This is a genomic window from Virgibacillus sp. DJP39, from assembly GCF_049310925.1.
Lineage (GTDB): Bacteria > Bacillota > Bacilli > Bacillales > Amphibacillaceae > Virgibacillus_F.
Map to the genome: position 1 here is coordinate 25669 of NZ_JBMERP010000006.1, position 20207 is coordinate 45875.

General features: G+C 37.1%; 20 protein-coding genes. 5 read left to right on the forward strand and 15 right to left on the reverse strand.

Features of this window, described 5'->3' with window-relative positions; genetic code table 11:
• Nucleotides 1-2: 2 nt before the first annotated feature.
• The 12 genes from spoIIAB to ACOI1D_RS03980 form a co-directional block, all read right to left on the reverse strand.
• Nucleotides 3-443: an anti-sigma F factor gene (spoIIAB, locus tag ACOI1D_RS03925; RefSeq protein WP_422499372.1), complete on the reverse strand. Its 441-nt coding sequence runs from the start codon at nucleotides 441-443 to the stop codon at nucleotides 3-5.
• Complete coding sequence (spoIIAA, locus tag ACOI1D_RS03930; protein ID WP_422499507.1) at nucleotides 440-787, reverse strand: anti-sigma F factor antagonist; 348 nt, start codon at nucleotides 785-787, stop codon at nucleotides 440-442. Before spoIIAA ends, spoIIAB begins: the two co-directional genes overlap by 4 nt.
• 101 nt (nucleotides 788-888) lie before the next feature.
• Nucleotides 889-2073: a D-alanyl-D-alanine carboxypeptidase family protein gene (locus tag ACOI1D_RS03935; protein ID WP_422499374.1), complete on the reverse strand. Its 1185-nt coding sequence runs from the start codon at nucleotides 2071-2073 to the stop codon at nucleotides 889-891.
• Nucleotides 2074-2307: 234 nt separating this feature from the next.
• Complete coding sequence (locus ACOI1D_RS03940; protein WP_422499376.1) at nucleotides 2308-3615, reverse strand: pyrimidine-nucleoside phosphorylase; 1308 nt, start codon at nucleotides 3613-3615, stop codon at nucleotides 2308-2310.
• 23 nt (nucleotides 3616-3638) lie between these two features.
• A complete protein-coding gene (locus tag ACOI1D_RS03945; RefSeq protein WP_422499378.1) occupies nucleotides 3639-4457 on the reverse strand; it encodes a purine-nucleoside phosphorylase in 819 nt (272 codons plus the stop codon).
• Nucleotides 4458-4469: 12 nt separating this feature from the next.
• A complete protein-coding gene (gene deoB, locus ACOI1D_RS03950; protein ID WP_422499380.1) occupies nucleotides 4470-5648 on the reverse strand; it encodes a phosphopentomutase in 1179 nt (392 codons plus the stop codon).
• Between the two features lie 100 nt (nucleotides 5649-5748).
• Nucleotides 5749-6639 carry a site-specific tyrosine recombinase XerD gene (xerD, locus tag ACOI1D_RS03955; protein ID WP_422499381.1) on the reverse strand — a complete coding sequence of 297 codons (891 nt, stop codon included), beginning with the start codon at nucleotides 6637-6639 and terminating at the stop codon, nucleotides 5749-5751.
• 5 nt (nucleotides 6640-6644) lie between these two features.
• Complete coding sequence (locus ACOI1D_RS03960) at nucleotides 6645-6851, reverse strand: YqzK family protein (protein WP_422499383.1); 207 nt, start codon at nucleotides 6849-6851, stop codon at nucleotides 6645-6647.
• A 313-nt stretch (nucleotides 6852-7164) separates the two neighbouring features.
• Nucleotides 7165-7620 carry a Fur family transcriptional regulator gene (locus tag ACOI1D_RS03965; RefSeq protein WP_422499385.1) on the reverse strand — a complete coding sequence of 152 codons (456 nt, stop codon included), beginning with the start codon at nucleotides 7618-7620 and terminating at the stop codon, nucleotides 7165-7167.
• Nucleotides 7621-7730: 110 nt separating this feature from the next.
• Nucleotides 7731-8372: a stage II sporulation protein M gene (spoIIM, locus tag ACOI1D_RS03970; RefSeq protein WP_422499387.1), complete on the reverse strand. Its 642-nt coding sequence runs from the start codon at nucleotides 8370-8372 to the stop codon at nucleotides 7731-7733.
• A 769-nt stretch (nucleotides 8373-9141) separates the two neighbouring features.
• A complete protein-coding gene (locus tag ACOI1D_RS03975) occupies nucleotides 9142-10311 on the reverse strand; it encodes an endonuclease Q family protein (protein ID WP_422499389.1) in 1170 nt (389 codons plus the stop codon).
• A gap of 33 nt (nucleotides 10312-10344) precedes the next feature.
• Nucleotides 10345-10887, reverse strand: a complete 543-nt coding sequence (locus tag ACOI1D_RS03980) for an NUDIX hydrolase (RefSeq protein ID WP_422499391.1) — start codon at nucleotides 10885-10887, stop codon at nucleotides 10345-10347.
• A 133-nt stretch (nucleotides 10888-11020) separates the two neighbouring features.
• On the opposite strand from ACOI1D_RS03980, the gene ACOI1D_RS03985 reads away from it, so the two are divergent.
• The 4 genes from ACOI1D_RS03985 (at nucleotide 11021) to ACOI1D_RS04000 (ending at nucleotide 15518) form a co-directional block, all read left to right on the forward strand.
• Nucleotides 11021-11938, forward strand: coding sequence for an aldo/keto reductase (locus tag ACOI1D_RS03985; RefSeq protein ID WP_422499393.1), 918 nt, complete (start codon nucleotides 11021-11023; stop codon nucleotides 11936-11938).
• 151 nt (nucleotides 11939-12089) lie between these two features.
• Complete coding sequence (locus tag ACOI1D_RS03990; protein WP_422499395.1) at nucleotides 12090-13343, forward strand: DNA polymerase IV; 1254 nt, start codon at nucleotides 12090-12092, stop codon at nucleotides 13341-13343.
• A 135-nt stretch (nucleotides 13344-13478) separates the two neighbouring features.
• A complete protein-coding gene (locus ACOI1D_RS03995) occupies nucleotides 13479-15047 on the forward strand; it encodes a hypothetical protein (RefSeq protein WP_422499397.1) in 1569 nt (522 codons plus the stop codon).
• Between the two features lie 237 nt (nucleotides 15048-15284).
• Nucleotides 15285-15518, forward strand: a complete 234-nt coding sequence (locus ACOI1D_RS04000; protein ID WP_422499399.1) for an SPOR domain-containing protein — start codon at nucleotides 15285-15287, stop codon at nucleotides 15516-15518.
• Nucleotides 15519-15931: 413 nt separating this feature from the next.
• Here the strand turns inward: ACOI1D_RS04000 and ACOI1D_RS04005 are convergent, their stop codons facing one another.
• The 3 genes from ACOI1D_RS04005 to ACOI1D_RS04015 form a co-directional block, all read right to left on the reverse strand.
• Nucleotides 15932-16726: an SDR family NAD(P)-dependent oxidoreductase gene (locus ACOI1D_RS04005; protein WP_422499401.1), complete on the reverse strand. Its 795-nt coding sequence runs from the start codon at nucleotides 16724-16726 to the stop codon at nucleotides 15932-15934.
• A 10-nt stretch (nucleotides 16727-16736) separates the two neighbouring features.
• On the reverse strand, nucleotides 16737-17699 hold the full coding sequence (locus tag ACOI1D_RS04010) for an MBL fold metallo-hydrolase (protein WP_422499403.1): 963 nt from the start codon (nucleotides 17697-17699) through the stop codon (nucleotides 16737-16739).
• 75 nt (nucleotides 17700-17774) lie between these two features.
• Nucleotides 17775-19400: a M20/M25/M40 family metallo-hydrolase gene (locus ACOI1D_RS04015; RefSeq protein ID WP_422499405.1), complete on the reverse strand. Its 1626-nt coding sequence runs from the start codon at nucleotides 19398-19400 to the stop codon at nucleotides 17775-17777.
• Nucleotides 19401-19470: 70 nt separating this feature from the next.
• On the opposite strand from ACOI1D_RS04015, the gene ACOI1D_RS04020 reads away from it, so the two are divergent.
• Entirely contained in the window at nucleotides 19471-20199 is a 729-nt protein-coding gene (locus tag ACOI1D_RS04020) for a glycerophosphodiester phosphodiesterase (protein ID WP_422499407.1), read from the forward strand.
• The last annotated feature ends 8 nt before the right edge of the window (nucleotides 20200-20207 follow it).

Genomic DNA, 20207 nt, shown 5'->3' on the forward strand with positions numbered 1-20207 from the left:
CCCTATTTACAAACCGTTTTACTATTTGTTAACTGCTTTTTCATTATAACTGTAGTGCCTTCTTGTACGGTTGAAATCACATTAACGGAGTCCATAAAGTTTTCAATTATGGTGAAACCCATTCCTGAACGTTCAAGCTCAGGCTTGGATGTGAATAAAGGCTGGCGGGCTTCTTCAATATCCACGATGCCAATTCCTTTATCCTTGATGATAAGCTCAATTTCATCATCGTACAATTTACATTCAATAGCTATTTTGTGGTCAGGCTCATTGTTATAACCATGAATAATTGAATTTGTTACCGCTTCAGAAACAACTGTTTTAATCTCAGTTAATTCATCCATGGTTGGATCTAGCTGTGCTATAAAAGATGCGACAAGTACGCGTGCAAATGATTCATTTTCACTGATACTAGAAAACTCTACATACATTTCATTCTTCATGAAGCCACCCCCAAGGTAAAAAGTGCACTGCGTTCATCTTCTTCTAAGCGGATTATTTTAAATAAACCGGACATTTCAAAAAGTCGTTTTACTGGCGGTGAAATAGAACAAACCACCATTTCTCCACCTAACTGTAATACTTCTTTATATCTTCCTAAAACAACACCTAACCCAGAACTATCCATGAATGTAACGGATTCAAGATTTAAAATAACATGCCTTACAGCGTTCTTTTCTATCCTATTTTTCCATTCGTTTCTTAATCCCTCAGCTTCATGATGATCCAATTCCCCTTCTAAACGTACAATCAGAACATCTTCATTTACTTCAAATGTAGAAATCATCCCCACAAATTCCCCTCCTTACAATAAGTTATATGGATTACTTTCTTTATACGGCTACGGTTTTCCTGCAAAGTGCCAAAAGAAGTATCGTTTCGACAAAACTAGTTGTATTTAGCTATTTTTTGTAAGGTACGATTGAAAAGTACAAATATACTTGCAGTCTCCGTTTCAGTTTTAACTACTAATGGTGTTTTAGACAAGGTTTTATTACCGTCTTTGACAATCAGACTGCCAACTTTTTCTCCTTTTTTCAGTGGTGGCGTAATTGATTGTTCTAGTTGTACGTTTGTTTTAAACTCAGGTTTCTCTCCCTTTTTATAGACAACACTAATTGACTCTGATGCAACAACTTTTGTGTCACTCTCTTTAGCTTTAAGTAAATGTAAATTTGCTACTTGTTTTCCCTTTTTGTAAAGGTTCGTTGTTTCAAAGTGTTGAAAACTATAATTCAGCATGTTTGATACAATAGAATTACGAATCTTTGGTGATTCTGCTCCCATTACTACTGCTATTATCCTCATGTCGTTCTTTTTTGCGGTAGCAGTTAAACAATATTTAGCCTCACTGGTATAACCTGTTTTCAATCCATCAACCCCAGGATAAAATCTCACTAGTTTGTTTGTGTTTACTAACCAGAATTCATCTTCTTTACCCTTTCTTAAATAATCTTCATATAAAGAAGTATATTCCGTTATCGTTTCATAATTTAACAAATGCTGTGCAATAACGGCCATATCATATGCCGTTGAATAGTGATCTTCTGCAGGTAAACCCGTTGGATTTTGGAATTTGGTATCCTTTAGTCCTAAGGCTTTTACTTTTTCATTCATTTTCTTAACAAAAGCTTCTTCGCTTCCAGCGATCCGTTCAGCAAGAGCGACACTCGCGTCGTTTCCAGAAGCGATTGCAACACCCTTTAACAGATCGTTAACGGACATTTCTTCGCCCGCTTCCAGGAATATCTGGGAACCGCCCATAGATGCTGCATTTTCACTGATGCGAATTTTTTCATCTAATTGAAGTTTATCATTATCTAAAGCTTCCATAATTAATAAAAGCGTCATTAGTTTCGTCATACTAGCTGGTGGAAGCTTTTCGTGTGCATTTTTATCATAAAGTATTGTGCCTGTATCCTGTTCAAGTAATATAGCAGATTTCGCTTTTGATGCTAGATTTAATGAATCAGTTTTTTTCTTATCCGATTTATCTTCCTCGGCATAAACGGGCATAGAAACCCCCAGATAAACTATCAATACAGTGCAAAGCAAAATAATCCAATTTTTCATATCATTTACCTCCAACTTTCTATTTATTTCTAGGTTTTCCAATATATTCCCTTTTTATAACTAACTTTGAAACTAAAGTACAAACTATTAACAAAAAAACACTCAAATTTCAGAACCGCTGAAATTTGAGTGTTTTATCATAGGCAGATAAGAAAGTATAAATTCTTTCTTACTGCATAAGTGCAACTAAGTCACTCGCCATTAAGGCTTGGCGAATACTAAGTTTTCTAATGTTTATTTTGTTGTAATTACGTCATAAATTAATGGAGGTGTCTCAACATTGTCAGTTGTTATTGTAATGCTCTGATACAATTTTTCTTTAACAGAATCTAGATTTGAGTCATTAGCGTGTATTGTTAAAAGGGATTCACCTTCTTTAACGTCATCACCAATCTTCTTATGAAGAACAAGACCAACTGCTAAATCGATCTTTGATTCTTTAGTAGCTCTTCCTGCACCTAGCATCATTGCTGAAGTCCCTATATCATTAGCATTAATTGCAGATATGGTACCAGCAGACTTAGCAGGGAGCTCTACTTTATAAGTAGCTTGCGGTAACAGTTCTGGATCATCAGCTACACTTGCATCCCCACCCTGTGCGGTCAGGAAAATTTTAAAGTGTTCAAATGCTTTACCATTTGCGATATTTTCTTCTAGCATTGCCCGTGCCTCTTCCATAGTCTCTGCTTTTTTAGCTAACAGGACCATTTGACTGCCAAGTGTAAGACATAATTCGGTTAAATCTTCCGGTCCTTTACCTTTAAGTGTTTCGATTGCTTCTTTAACTTCTAATGCATTGCCAATTGCACGTCCTAATGGCTGTGACATATCAGATATTACCGCCATCGTATCCCGTCCAACTTTGTTTCCGATTGCGACCATAGCTTCAGCTAGGTTCTTCGCATCAGCTAGTTCTTTCATAAATGCTCCTGCACCGGTTTTAACATCCAGAACAATAGCGTCTGCTCCTGAAGCTATCTTTTTACTCATAATAGAGCTTGCTATTAGAGGGATGGAATTAACCGTAGCTGTTACATCACGCAAACCGTATAGTTTCTTATCCGCAGGTGTTAAATTCCCAGATTGTCCAACTACAGCTACCTTATTCTTATTTACTAACTCGATAAATTTCGAACCGGAGATTTCTACATGAAAACCTGGGACCGATTCCAACTTATCGATAGTTCCACCAGTATGACCTAGACCTCTTCCACTCATCTTGGCAACTGGAACACCAAGAGAGGCAACAAGTGGTGCTAAAACCAGAGTAGTTGTGTCTCCCACTCCACCAGTAGAGTGTTTATCTACCTTAATACCTGCGATGTTAGAAAGATCTATCGTATCACCTGAATTAACCATTGACGATGTCAGCATTGCCCGTTCATCCTCAGACATATCCTGAAAATAAATCGCCATTAACAATGCACTAACCTGGTAATCAGGTATTTCGTCTTTTGTGTATCCGTCAATGAAATAGTCAATTTCTTCTAATGTTAAACTTTTACCGTCGCGCTTTTTCTCGATTAAATCATACATTCTCATGGCAAAAACACCTTTACAAGATTTTAGGATAATGTTTGAATAATTTTTTTGACAAATTGAAGGAAGTTTTCTCTTACTTTTTCAGTTGTTTCCATAACTTCATCATGCGTGAGTGGCTGATCAAGAATCCCCGCAGCCATATTTGAAATACAGGAGATTCCTAGCACTTTTATCCCTGCATGTCCTGCTACAATAACCTCAGGAACTGTCGACATTCCAACTGCATCCCCTCCAAGAGTACGTAACATCTTGATTTCAGCAGGCGTCTCATAAATTGGACCTGTATTTCCCACATACACGCCTTTTTGAATGGATAAACCAAGTTGATTTGCGCAAGACTGTGCATGCTTTACAAGTTCTCTATTGTACACCTGCGACATATCCGGGAATCGGACTCCCAAACGATCATCATTAGGTCCAAGCAACGGGTTATCTCCCATATTGTTGATATGATCTGTTATTACCATTAAATCTCCAGGTTCAAATCCTTTATTAATTCCACCTGCGGCATTCGTTACAATAACTGACTCAATTCCAAGCTCTTTCATAACACGGACAGGGAATGTAACCTGTTGCATACTATAGCCTTCGTAATAATGAAACCGTCCTTGCATTGCAATTACTTGCTTACCTTCAAGTGAACCAATTACGAGCTGTCCTTTGTGACCGGTAACCGTCGATTCCGGGAAATGCGGAATGTCTTTGTACGGGATTGTAATTGGTTGTTCAATTTCATCACCCAATACTCCTAGACCTGACCCAAGAATCAAGCCTAACGTTGGTTTTGATTTTATTTTACCTTTAATAAATGTGCATGCTTCTTGTATTTCATTTTTGTACATGGAAAATTCCCCCTATTTAATTTCTTTCAAAAAACTTATTCCGTATTTTGGCATCACTGTGTTAAAGTTTTCAGCAATTGTAGCACCAATATCAGCAAAGGTTTCTCTCTCCTTGATAGCTGATCCTTTTTTAATGCCTTTATGATAAGCTAATAATGGTACAAATTCACGTGTATGATCTGTACCTGAATGAACCGGATCATTACCATGATCTGCAGTGATTAATAACAAATCATCATCTTCAAGTTTATTTAATACTTCTGGAAGTCTTGCGTCATAAGCCTCTAAAGCTTTTCCATAACCCTCTGGATCACGACGGTGACCATATTTGGCATCAAAATCAACTAGATTTAAAAAACTGATACCATGAAAATCTTTGTCCATCGATTCAACTAATTTCGTCATTCCATCCTCATTATCAGTAGTCCGGATTTCTTCTGTAACACCTTCTCCATCGTATATGTCTGATATTTTCCCTAGAGCTATTACATCATGATTTGTATCCTTTAATTCATTCATTACTGTGCGACCGAATGGTTTAAGTGCATAGTCATGTCTGTTGGATGTGCGTTGAAATGCACCAGGAGTTCCTACAAACGGACGTGCAATGACACGGCCAACCATATATTTTTCATCAAGGGTTAATTCCCGGGCTATTTCACAAATACGATACTGTTCTTCGATTGGCACAATATCTTCATGAGCAGCTATCTGGAGAACTGAATCTGCCGATGTATAGACAATTAGTGCTCCTGATTCCAAATGCTCTTTCCCTAATTCATCTAATATTTCAGTACCTGAAGCGGGTTTATTACCAATAATCTTTCTTCCTGACTTTGTTTCTAATTCTTCAATTAATTCTGCAGGAAATCCTTCTGGAAAAGTTCTAAATGGTTGATCAATATGTAAACCCATAATTTCCCAATGGCCAGTCATCGTGTCTTTTCCATTTGAAGCTTCCTGCATTTTGGTGTAATGTGCCTGTGGTTGATCTTGGCTATGGATTCCTTTGATTTCACGGATATTACTAAGTCCCAGTTTCTCCATGTTTGGCATATAAAGACCATTCATGTGTTCTGCAATATGTCCCAATGTATCCGAGCCTTTATCATTAAATTTTTCAGCATCAGGTGCCTCACCAATACCTACTGAGTCCATAACTATTAGAAAAACGCGTTTAAAATTATTCATGTTATTACCTCCTGTGGTTATATTCCCAAACTTCCATAAATATATGTCTATATGTGTTATTCATTAGGTTGTAGGATGTCAGACAACTAAAAATGAAAGACTAGGCTCTAGGATGAAAATTATTATAAACATCTTTAAGCCTTGACTTAGATACATGCGTGTAAATTTGCGTAGTTGAGATGTCAGCGTGTCCTAGCATTTCCTGCACAGCTCTTAAATCTGCTCCATTTTCCAGCAAATGTGTAGCGAACGAATGTCGTAAAGTATGTGGTGTTATATTTTTTTGAATTTGTCTATCCATTGCTACAGCTTTAATTATTTTCCAAAAACCTTGTCTGGACAATGGTCTTCCATGCTGATTAAGAAAAAGAATATCCTCCTTTTTCTTCCTGAGAACTATATTACGGGAATTCTGCAAGTAATCCTCAATCGCATCTTTTGCCACATCTCCCAGCGGTACAATCCGTTCTTTAGAGCCCTTCCCTAAGCATTGAACGAACCCCATTGTTAAGTGAAGGTCACTTACCTTTAATGTAATTAGTTCTGTCACACGTAACCCTGTAGCATACAATAATTCAAGCATGGCCTTGTTTCTAATTTCGAGCGGTTTTCGCCCATTAATGGTAAGCAGATTTTCCACGTCATTAGATGACAGTATTGATGGCAGTTTTCGGTCTTTTTTTGGTGTTTCAATATGTATGCTTGAATCCTCAATAACGATTTGCTCGCGAACCAAAAATTGATGAAACGAGCGAAATGTTGAGAGAGATCGTGCTATTGTAGCTGATGATTTATGTTCATCTTTTAACACATATAAAAACCCTAGTAAATCACTACGGGTAATCGAATTCCAATCCGTTTTATGAAGTTCGCTTTCCAAATAGTGCGTATACCGTTTTAAGTCACGACGATACGAACTAATTGTATTATCAGAAAGCCCGCGCTCAATTTGTAAATAATGAAAAAAATCATCAACCGCATGATTAAGCATACATCTTATTCTCCTAGTCGAAAAAATAGATTAAATCGATCCATAAAATCTTCATTCGAATCAAATACCTTTACAGCAGGTCCTTCAGGGGTATCGTAACGATGGTACTCATTGTATTCTGCATGCATCATTCGTAATCCAAAATAAAATAGAAATGTACATGCTGTAAAAATCACAAAAACTTTTAGCGTGTCCCATAACATCCTCTTCATCTAGCATATCTCCTTTATTGAAGCTCCACTATTAAAAGATATGCCAAAAAACAGGAACAATATACATAAAACTATAAAACTAGAGTCAAAATATTCCCATCCTAAAAATAACTCATTTTCTAACTTTTGTAAAACACTACTATAAACGCGTAGACTTTAAATTTGGCAAAGCTGTGACATTATATATCACTACGGAAATACACTGCGCTTTTTTTAAAATTGTGAAAGTCAGCTTGAGCAGTTGCTTTCGATTCTGACAGTGCAAAAAAGCCCTTTTTCTACAGAAAAAAGGCACCTTAACTAAATACTGCTGCTAAGTTGATTTAACAGTTACTTTTTGACACTGTTTACAAACACCATGAAACGTTAGGCGGTGGTCCTTTACTTGAAAGCCCCAATCATTTTCCACAATTTTCTCTACGTCTTCCAATAAATCATCTACTATCTCTTCGACTGATCCGCATTCAATGCAAACTAAATGGTGATGAAAGTGTTCTGCACCTTCTTTGCGAAGATCATACCTTGAAACACCATCACCAAAATTAATTTTGTCAACAATTTTCAGTTCCGATAATAATTCTAATGTACGATATACAGTTGCAAGGCCAATTTCTGGAGCTTTATCTTTAACTAGCAAATAAATCTCTTCTGCACTTAGATGATCTTCTTCTCGTTCCAACAATACTCTAACTGTTGCCTCACGTTGTGGAGTCAGCTTGTAGCTTTGTGCATGGAGTAGCTTTTTAATTCGATCAATTCGGTGTTCCATGGCAAGTCTCCTCCTCACTATTCCCACTTATATTATATGCACAGTTGAAACGAGTGTCAAAGTATAATTATTATAAACTACTAATGATAACTATTATTATATAGTAATTACTATTTCGTGTAAAACGTTCTGATTAATGCTTCCATTGCTTCATTTGAAGCATATGCTTCTATTAAAGCGGCAAGTAGTGCTCCAGCTAGCAATAGCACAAAAACAATCACATATTGGCTGAGTGGCTTTACTAACGGCTTGGACAACCGTCTTGAAAAAAGTTTATTCAGCAAAGTTAAAGAAAATATCATCGATAAACTACCTGCTATCAGGTAAATTGGTATAATCACTAGATTTTGTGGAGCTATCGACAATGAGGCAAGAAGCAAACCTTCTAGACTTAGCCGATTAACAATAAATCCGACAGAAAAACCGACGACTAACCCTTTCAAAAACAGTAATATCCAAATAATAGGCAAGCCAACAACTGACAGTCCAAGAATAAATAACAGAACTAAGTATTTAGCGTGATAGTAAAAACTATCTTTAAGTATCTCTTCATTATCAAACTCTTGACTTCCAGCAATTTGTTCAAAAAAACGTTCAAGGTAAAAGAATAGGTCCTGTTTCTGTATAAAACTCATGCTGTTTACAATAACTGCACCAAAAATGACCCCTGTTAGAAATAGAACTAACATAAATAAATAAATAGTTGCGTATTTTTTCACGTGATCTGCGATAAATAATTTATTTTGAAACATTGGAGTCCCCCACTCTTAGAGAAACTTGGATCTTATATGCGCATGTCCTGATTTTTTAGCAGTAAAGAAATATAAACCTTTCTTTCTGCTTAAGTATAACTAGGGATTTTGCCATAATGCTTGGCGAGAAGCCAAGTTTTCTAATCCTAAGTCTCTAAAATTTCTTAAGTAGTACAAACTATCGTATACTTTTAAAACTATGAGGAATTCCAACCAAAAATACCACAATCTATTAATTTCTTCTATTTTTTAAGCTATTTTTGAAAAGATTAGGTTTATGACACAATTTCTATAAACTGCGACGTAGTGAAAATTTTATCGACGACCGTTCCGGCAGAATACTTCGCTTTCCGCGGGCACGGCCTCAGTCTCCTCAGAAGCAAAGAGCGCTTCTTCCGGGGTCTTCGGACTCGTGCTGTTCTAAGCAGGAGTCTTCGTATTCTGCCTACACTAAGATAGAAAGCTTCTCATTAATTCTGTGTTTTTACGGGATTCTTCTCTCTTGAACAGAAACCTATCTAAGCGGAGGAAAAATGCGAGACTCCAATGGGAAAGGAACAGTCTGAAGACCCCGCAGTGAGCGGTTTTTGCTCCGAGGAGGCTGAAGCGTTCCCCATGGAAAGCGAGTGTTTTTTAAGCAGCGCTGGACCAGCACCAATTTAGTCAAGGTTGGCAGAAAATAAACATAGCAGTTACGTCGCAGTTTATATCAACTGCGAAGAAAATTATTTATTTATATTACTATTTTAACAGATTGAGTATCCCCCTACTAAGAGGGGTTAATGCTCCCATACTTCCCGCCACCACCAGCGGTTATTATTAATTTCCCATTGCGCATATCTACAATTGCATTTGCTAATTTTTCTGGTACGATTTCTGTTAGACTGTTTAACGGGACATGGTGAATAATATTCATTTCCGTGTTAAAATTTTCCAGTAGTTTTTTGTATGTTTTCGGGCCAAGTGATGGTAAATATTCGAGTGGGACTTGATACATATATGGTGGCCGTTCAGGCTTCGGCTCCCTTGCACTTGCAAGCTCTTTTATTCGATCGAAAACACCTTTTACGATTTTAGTTGATCCACAAGCGGGACAAACTGTGGTATTGGTTGTTAATGGTTCGTAACATTTACTGCACACTGTTGTGTAATATTTGCCCAGTAATGGATTCATTCCGAAATTACACTTTATCCTTCTGTTTTTCACACGATGCAATGCCCAGTTAAACTCCTTAAACGACGGTTCTTCCATTTCGATTTTCTGATATTCACGTCCGATTTTCCCCAAGGAATGAGCGTCTGAGTTAGTAACAAATGTAAATGCATGGAGCTCTGCTATTTGGTCTGCCATATCCGTATCTGAGCTGAGACCCAACTCGACCGCATCGATTAAATCCGGGTCAAAGATTTCTGTTAATGATTGCTTTACTCCCTTTCCGTAGGTACTTTTAAAAGGCGTGAACACGTGAGCCGGAATGAACAGACCATCAAGTTCCTTCACTTTATACTGGAGTGCCTTAGCTGACCCGTAGTAACGTTGCGAGCTTAAGTTAATATTTGTCATCTTAGTCGACAACCACTCCGTAAATTCTTCCATTTTTGCTAATGTAGAAATGTAGCATAAGACATGTACAGGACCTTGACAGTTTTCATCGTAAACTTCTATTTCTGAACCAAGTAATAATGTTACATCCTCAAATTTAATCCCACCATCCTTCAGTTCATAGGCCTGTTGCGAATCTATAAGCTGCTTTAACTCCTGTTGAACATGTGGGGCGTGGCAATCTATTATTCCCACCAGATCGATACCTTTATTTCTACTTGATTCTATCAAAATATTTGTTAATGTTAAACTTTTGGCACCTGTAATTTTTACTGGTTTGTCATACATATCTCTACCTATATGAATGTGCAGATCAGCAAAGAACGGCTGTAGCATTACTTACATCATCTCCTATGTCCGTTAAGACTTTCACATTCCCTTTGACCGCAGATATAGAATGGCATAATTAGTTTTCGCATCATGTATCCGTTTTTCCATCACGTACTGCTCTGCTTCTTCAAGTGTTAACTCTAGCAATTCTACAAATTCGTCATCGTCACCATCTACTTTTTCTTTTAACACTTCTAGTTTATCACTTTCGTATATATACATGAGTTCGTCGGCAAAACCAGGTGATGTGTAAAATGAAGCTACAAACTTTAATTCACTTGTTGTATAGCCTGTCTCCTCTTCTAATTCTCTAATTGCTGTTATTTCCGGCTTCTCACCTGGTTCTAATTTACCCGCTGGAATTTCAACAAGTGACTTTTCTAATGGTTTACGGTACTGTTCCACAAAAACAATCTTGTTATCCTTTGTAATTGGGATTATCGCCACTGCCCCTGGATGTTTAATAATTTCCCGTTTAGACGTTTTACCATTCGGCAGGGTCACATCATCAACTTGTAAATTTACAACTTTTCCCCTGTATATTTTTTCTGTATGTATCGTTTTTTCTTCAAACTTCCGCATGAATATCCCTCCAATTTTATTACTTTCCCCATTTTAACATAATTTAATAGCTGGTTTATGGCCTGAAATAGTTGTATTTTTATGCACTAGTTCCTACACTATTTGTATTGGAACTAAAATGGAGGCTAAGAAAATGAAAACAAATCGCTTGGGTAAATCAGATATTTATCTCACAGATCTGACGCTTGGTTGTATGTCAATTGGAACGAACCCCACTAAAGCAAATGAAATTATTGATGCAGCTTTAGATGCAGGAATCAATCACCTTGATACAGCTGATTTATATGACTTTGGTCTCAATGAAGAAATTGTTGGAAAGTCGATTAAAGATAGGCGTCAAGATATTGTTTTAACAACTAAGGTTGGTAACTATTTTGACAGTGCTAAGAAAGACTGGCATTGGGATCCGTCAAAACTGCATATTAAAAACGGATTAAAAGACAGTCTACGGCGACTGCAAACAGATTACATTGATTTTTACATGCTTCACGGTGGAACGATTGATGATCCTATCGACGAAACAATTTCAGCCTTTGACGAATTAAAACAGGAGGGGCACATTCGTGCGTACGGTATTTCTTCAATCAGACCAAATGTAATTCGCGAGTATGTAAAGCGCTCTTCTATTGACGGAGTAATGATGCAATACAATATGCTAGATCGTCGTCCTGAAGAAGAGATTCTGAATTTGTTAAACGAGCACGACATTAGTGTTCTGGCGCGTGGCCCATTAGCCAAAGGAATGCTGAGTGAAAAAGGGAAACAGCAAATTGAAGAAAAAGCTCAAAATGGATTTCTTGACTACTCACGACAAGAATTATTAGAGATCTATCAGGAACTGTCAAATACTGCTGATAAATCCTTACTAAGTGGTACGGCCTTCCGCTATGATTTATATCACCCTGCTGTTGTTAGCGCAGTATTCGGAGCAAGTTCACCAGATCAAGTAAACAGCAATGTCGCCCATCATGAAGCAGCACCTATGACTCGTGAATTGTATGCTTCACTGCAAGCTATAACAAAACCAATTAAATACGATAAACATCGTTAGTAACTGAACCAGAGCATAACTTGCTCTGGTTTTTTTGACGATAAGCCTAGTTTTCTAACTTTCTCCAAGAATTAATTTCCATTGATAATTATTCCCTCACCACATATAATAGGAACAAATGTTCTAATTAACTTGAGGTGAGGGAACTAGTATGGATTATTCCACATATCCGCGAAATGATATACTTTGTATAGATATGCGTTCATTTTACGCAAGCGTCGAAGCGGTTAAACTGGGATTTGACCCAATGACGGTTCAATTAGCTGTTGTTGGTGATACAAACAGAACAGGAAGTATTGTTCTTGCAGCTTCTCCAACATTAAAAAGGAAGCATGGTGTCAGCAACGTTAGTCGTTTTTTTGAACTTCCAGATGATCCTGACATTCACATAGTAAATGCCCATATGGCTGATTACTTAAACGTTTCTATGGAAATCACAAAATTGATAAACCAATATGTACCAAAGGAAGCTATCCACCAATATTCTGTTGACGAGGTTTGGGTTACGGTAAACGGACTTGAAAAGTTGTTCGGTGGCAAATGGCAAATTGCCAGGCTTATTAAGCGGGATATCCTGGAAAACATCGGAATAACTTGTTCAATCGGGATAGGTGACAATAAATTCCTTGCCAAAGTCGTTATGGATTTGCATGCAAAGAAAGCTGGAATAGCTGAGTGTAAGTACGAGGATGTTAAAGAAAAACTATGGCCGTTTCCAGTCCAGGATATTTGGGGAATAGGTCGAAGAATGCAAAACAATTTAAACAGAATGGGAATAGTGACGCTAGGACAGCTGGCAAAATTTCCATTGAAACAAATAAAAAAGCGTTTTGGCGTTATGGGAGAACAGCTGTACTGGCACGCCTGGGGCATTGACCTTAGTCCTGTTCTTGGTGATTTCACAAAAACAGAGCAAAAAGGATTTGGCCATGGGATCTCTCTATTACGTGATTATTCCAAAGACGAAGTTGCTGCATGTATTCTTGACCTTTGTGAAGAAGTTTGTCGCCGAGCCAGAACCGCTAAAAAATCGGGGAAAACCATTCATCTTGGTATATCCTATTCAAAACTCACTGGTGGAGGATTTAGCCGTTCTAAATCAATCATGCTCCCAACAAATACTACAATGGAAATTTACAGCGTTTGCATGTACCTATTCAACGAATTTTATGATGGAGTCAGTGATGTCCGCCATGTATATGTCACGTTAGATAAACTCTATGACGATGAGGAAACGCAATTAGATTTATTTGATGAAAATAAACCGAAGAAAAAGGATATTGGCTATGTGATGGATTCTATACGTGATAAATATGGCGCTACTGCCATACTTCGAGCAACAAGCTATACTGACGCGGGAATTACCATCGGAAGAAGTGAAAAAATAGGTGGTCATAAAGCCTAAATATTGTTTTAACAAAAACCCCACTGAATGAATATTCGCTTTTTTGTGTTTATTTTTTTCATAAATGTGATACTATTGCTTTAAACACATAAACAAAGATGAGTGCGATGAGTGCTAGGAACATGGGGGACAAAAATGAATAAGAATTTAATTAAACAGCTCTATTGGGTTATGCCTGGAGTAATTATTGTTTTTGGGTTGGTTTTATTATTTTATCACAACTATTCTGAAGTTACCGAGCCACCTGAACCGAATTGGAGCAGAGCCTTAACTATTGGAAAAACCGAAATAAATAAGCTGCCTCCTATAAGAGAGACAAAAGATGGAAACTACATCATAACAAGAGTAGATGATCAAAAACTAGCTACAACAACGATTAACAAGGAATTCACAGTAAAAGACGAACAAAACTTTGATATACCTATAGACAAGTGGTCTCAGGTTTATCTCCAGGATGACCATATTATCTACTTTGATTACACAAATATAAAGGATCAGAATAAGAATGAAATTGTATCTAATGTTAAGGAATTCTATCCTTTAGAAAACACTATTTTTTATATAAAAGGACAAACGCTCTACCAATTGAACCCTGAAAATAAAGAATCAACAAAGGTTATGGATGTTAACTTGGATAAGCAAAACATCGCCTTTCAACAAAATGAAAATGGGTCATATATATTAACGTCTGCAGTAAATTCCGGAAAAATTATTATCCAACTAAAACAACTAACAAATGGAAATCTCAATAGTCTATATCAAACGGCAATAAAAATAAATCCGAGTAAAGTTGTAAAGGGGATTTCGTTTACTATTAACAACCAGAAATTAGCTATATTGCTACAGGAGGCACTTCAGTCTCCTCAAGGACCACCTGAATACTTCAACTATTTTATGCAGACATCACTTACAGGGAAAAGTTCACCAACATTACATGAATTAACATTTGATGATCCCGCTGGAAATGGTGAATTAACAGAGGTTTCAAGCGTCTCCCTAAAGTATAATAATGAACGCCCAACTTTGTTATTTCAGGCGAATGGAGAAACCGAAACACAATACAATGATGGTAAAGCTTTTAATATATATAAAACCGAAATAAAAGAAAACGGCCAAACCATAACCAAACGACGAAGTAACACGCCTGCAATGTCAATGAAACCGCAGTGGGTTAATAATGAATCAATCGCGTGGTTGGACATGGACTCGGATGGCAGTAGGATAAACATTTCATCCCGTGACATTGCGGCAATAAGTGAACTGACTGCGTTCAACTCAGATGATTGGGTCCGAGCACTTGGTAAAACACTTGGCATGATATCTTCATCTGTTTTTGCTTTTGCGATTTCAGCTCTATGGTTTATATGGCCAGTTGCTTTCATTGCTTTTATGTATATCTTTAAAGGAAAAGTAATGAATCATAATCCAGTTTGGACATTTTATAGTGGAATTGGGATATATGCTATTGCTGCACTAGCCTTCAGAAAAAGTTTTTTCGTCAACAATATCTATATAAATGCACCCCAATATTTAACTTTTAATTGGAGTTCCTTTTTTTACATGATATTATTTGCTATTGTAGCTTTCGCCATTACGCAACTGACAAAAAGATACAATGGATGGGACAGTTCAGTAAGACTTGTATACTTTATGGGTTTACACATTTTGTTGCTGACAACATTCTTTGGGCCATATATAGTGTAATAAAAAAACACGTTATAAATGTGATTAAACATTTATAACGTGTTTTTTTTATTGCCCCTATACTATGATTACTACATATAGTTTTATGAATAGTACACAGCGATGGACTACTACACTACCTCCTACCATGATTTCAATAGATTCTTTAATCAATTTACCAAAAATCATGTTCAACGACCATTCATTTTCTTAAGCAGCCGAGTATACTACTTATAAAACAAATAAGGGAGTTTTATTATGAGTAAGTATAAAATAGTTGTTGACACAACTAATAAGAAGAACAGTGCCCTACAGCGGTATAATTTAATTACACGGAATGAAATAAATGCCCACATTGAGACCTATACAATTGATAGTGGAGAAATTTATTGTGTAGAGGCTGGACCATATTCAGAGAAAAAGTACGCTCTTCAGGATGTTGATAAAATTAAAGGCTTGGGAATAAAAAATGCCTTTATTACAAGTACATGATCAGACAAGTTTACCGTAAATTAATTACAAGAAGCAACCTTCTAGTATTAATAGAAAAGTTGCTTTTTTGGTATTAGTTATTACATACAAACTGTACGTGAAACCTCTCGGTTCATACGGCTCTTATCATGAGGGGACAGAACTATATCGTATACCAGTAACCAGTGGAGTTAGTGCAAGAAGCATTTAACCCGTTAGTAGATCCCAAACTGCATTAGAGTAAAAATCATTATACTTTAAGCAATAAATTGGTTCAGGATGATGTCCCTGTTCAATCTCAAATCGAGTAGCCAGTGGGAGTTTCACCAAAAGGCTCTCATAGAACCTGTTATCGCATACCAATTACAATGCGATTTAACTTGTTATTTTTGATTTGCTCCATCAAAAGTGAATTACTTAGTTTCAATTTACCTCTACTTTTTATTAAATTGATTCTTTAACACGGATTCCAGCGCTGAAGGAAATAATGCGTGAAGTTTGCTTCCTGCTTCCATCCAACGGGGCATATTAATCTCTCGTTTCTTTTTAAATAAATTGCTTACAATCTTTTTGGCTACTTGATCAGGATCAAGCATATAGGAAGCTATTTTTTTCTGATAACTTCCAGAAGGATCAGCATCCGCAAAAAAATTGGTTTGGACTGGTCCAAGGTTAACAGCAGTAACCATAATATTTCTGCTAGCAACTTCCATTCGCAGCGCATTTGTAAAACCCAGTACTGCGTGTTTAGTAGAAGCATAAATAGATGATTTTGGTGTTGCCATCTTACCAGCCTGCGATGCAATATTAACAATATGACCTTCTCCATTTGCAAGAAGGTGTGTCAGTACCTGTTGCGTGCCTTGAATAAGGGCAAAGACATTTAGTTCAAACATCTTTCTGGTATCACCCCATTGCATATCCTCAACATTTACAAATAATCCAGCACCTGCGTTGTTCACTAGTCCATGAACAGGAGCATGCTCCCGTAAAAGGTGTTCAAATACGGCCACTCGATCCGCTTCGTCAAGTAGGTCAACCTTGTAACAAGCTGCAGCTATACCAAATGTGTCCTTAATTTGACGTTGAATTACTTCAAGTTTATCAATAGATCTTGCAAGCATAATTGGTATCCCGCCCTGTTCCGCGATATGCCAAGCAAGCTTCTCTCCGATTCCACTTGAAGCTCCTGTTACAATAACTTTTTTAGATTTTAGTTGATTACCCATCTGCTATCACCTAGTTAACCTCATAATAATAGATACCATCAATGATTGTTTTACTTATTTTCTCTTGATTTTCAAGGAAATCAAGCTGACCAGTTGTTTCAGACATTGTTAAATCTAATTGTTTCTCGATTTGTTTAGGGAAAAGCTTTTGACAAAGTTGAAATGGTGTTTGCTTTTCTTGCAGAAGCATTTGGAAAACTTTTGCTGCTCGTTGTTCCTGTTTCTTTAACTGGGCCGGAAGTAATTCATCTATATTCGTAACATTTATCCCATGACCTGGGTACACGGTGGAAACTCCGAGTGAAAGGCACTTCATCAAATTTTCACGGTACTGAACGAGAGGCATGGCACGCTCTTCCTCCCCATCATGTGGTGGTTCGATAATAGGATTTGGTGAAATATGCTCTAATATATGGTCTCCCCCAATAAGCGAACCATCTGCTTCTCTGAAAAACGACAGATGGCTTTGGGCATGACCTTTCGTATCAATTACCTGCCAGTCTGAGTGTCCAGGTAGTCGATCATTTTCTTCTAAGTATGTCGTTAGCTTACCTTTCCCTGCAAAGTGTAACGGTTCTTCTAATTTATTTAAAAAACCACTTAAAGCTTCTGGTACTCCAGAAGCTTTAAAAAAATCACGGTAGAATTGCTCATAACGTTTGAAAAATTCCTGGTTTCGAGTTAACCATAAATCATTATTTTTGTGACCAGCTAAAATATCCACTCTTGGAAATTCCTCGACTAAACCAGTATGATCTGGATGATGATGTGTTAAGATAATCTGCTCAATATCTCTTGGGTAGTAGCCTAATTCTTTCAATTGGTCTTTTAAAACATCCCATGCTTCCTTAGTCTTCACACCTGCATCTACTAAAGATAGCCGATCACCTTTTAATAAATAAACATGTGTATCTCCTACCGCAAATGGCGTTGGTATGGTTAGTTTTGTAATTGTGTCATGAACAAGCTGCATTTGTTAAATCCCCCATAATGAATGATCATTCAGTTTTATTCTATTTTAGCGCTAATTCAACTGAATGTACATATATTAACCTTTCGGGATTAACAAACGATGGATTGCTTCCGTAAGAATATGTGGCAGGCGTTCAAAGCTATACCCTAGTTCAAGACGTTCTGTCCACTGGTGTGGGGCCTTACCAAATGGGCCTATGTTTAAAACGGGCATCGTTAATTCTTCCATAATATCCTCAGGGAAAGTGAATCCATTATTTTGTAGTGGCATATTCACTGTTAATTGACTAAGCTTACTTTTTGAAGCAACAGGTCCAACAAAACTCAAGTCGGATAAACCCGTGAAAAATTCAGCTATTGTTAACTCTTCGTTATGTTCGGACAATGCGTAAGACTTTACATGCTCCACTACGTCCTTAACGTAAGGGTCTTCATAAGATGAAACTGCTGGATAAAATGGTGGGCTATAGAATAAAACAATTAATGGAGCCAGATCCTTACACATAGATGCTAAATCCTGTACAAGTAATGTTGAAAAGTCTCGGTCCCCTTGTTCGCGTTGACTTACCAGTAAATGCTGGCGTCTCACCACTTCGTCCTCTCCATGACGCTTTACTGCCTCCGTATAAAGTTCTTCATACATCATTACAGAAACATTAACAGCAGGCATTGTAAAATCGGTGGCAATTGTTGCGTAATTATTTGCCTTTTCGTTCACATATAGTTCAATTTCCCGCGCAGCTTTTTTGGTACTGGTTAACAACTTTTCATTTAGTTCATCAAAGGTTTGTTTTAAGTAAAGCACATTATACATTGAAATAGCAGCGTTCGGTGTTTGTACGGAATACTCTTGCTTAAGATCACGTTGCATTAAACTGACAGGAGGTGGTGTGACCTCATCTCCTATCTTCTCAATAAACGCCTCATTTAGCTCAAGCTGTTGAGCTAAAAAGCTGACCATTAAATTGGGGTTGACTCCTGCGAAAGGTTCACCAACATGTGACTCTTTACCATAGCAATAAAAACCAGGCAGCACTTTTCCAATCGACCCTGCATAAACATAGTTCGATGGATCCCCCGGATATTTACTAAAGCTAGGCTCGCCATTTAAGCAAGCTTGGTAGATGAGGTCTTCTTCTTCTTTAAGCTGGTTTAAAACCGGCAGGGCTGTCAACATACCCTGTGAGTTTACCTCCTCATCAGGAACCGTAACAAGTAAAACATTTCCATCAAATTCATCATCAATTGCTTGTTCCACTAACGACAAATGCAAGGAAAGTCCTGCTTTCATATCCATTGATCCTCGACCGAATAGCCACTCACCATTTTCTATATCCTTTTGAACGTCATCTGGTAGCTGTTCTTTAATTTTTTCCATTTCACGCGTCAATTCACGTGGATGAAAAGCTAAGTTTTGCAGCGAACCGTAATCATCGACTCCAACAACGTCGAAATGACTTAATAAAATTACCGTTTCTTTCTTGTTACCCTGCTTTACTAAAGCTGTCAAAAGTCTCCTGCCATCGTCCAATGGGTGCAGTTTTAAATGATGGTCATGCTTTTGAAAATATTCTTTTTGGGCCAACAGATGGTGTATATATTCTGGAAGTGCGATTTCTGCTGTACTTCCTGTTATACTTTGATGGTTTACAAGTGTACATAGTAAGTCAGTTAATTCTTCTTTCGTTTGCCAGCTTTTCATATAGCAAACCTCCTATATAAATTGACTTTTCAATAAGAATAAAACAAAATCATAAATGAGGTGAAGTAAATTGCTTACAAAAATAATTGCGCATCGGGGTGCAAGTAAACGAGCACCCGAAAATACATTACCTGCGTTTGAACTCGCCTATGATTTAGGTGCGGATGGCATTGAAACAGATGTACAATTGACAAAAGACCAGATACCAGTGCTTATTCATGATGAAGGATTAAAGCGAACTACAAATGGATATGGCTTCGTAAAAGATTATACGTTAAATGAATTAAAACAATTGGATGCTGGTTCCTGGTTTTCTCCATTCTATGCAAATACTAGACTCTTGTCATTAAAAGAATTCCTTATTTGGGCAAAGGATAAGCCTTTATATTTAAATATTGAACTAAAAAATAATAAGATAGACTATAAGAACCTAGAAAAAATTGTATATAAACTTTTAAAAGAATTTGAATTATTAAATCGTACCACATTGTCCACGTTTAATCCAAAAAGCATTAAACGGATGAGCAAGTTAGATAAGCAAATAGACGCAGCCTTCTTAACCTCAAAGCGGAGAAACGACTTAGTAGAATATGCACAATCACTGGGCGCAAAAGCCATTCATATTAAATATAGATTACTAAGTCGCAAGTTAGTTGATCATTGCCGTAAAGAAGAGATGGCAATCCGCGTATATACAGTTAATAAAACCACACAAATAAAACGGTGTATAAATCTAAACTGTAATGGAATTTTTACAGATGTCCCGGGTAAAGCCCACCAAATAAAGATTCAGGAATAACCAGGAGG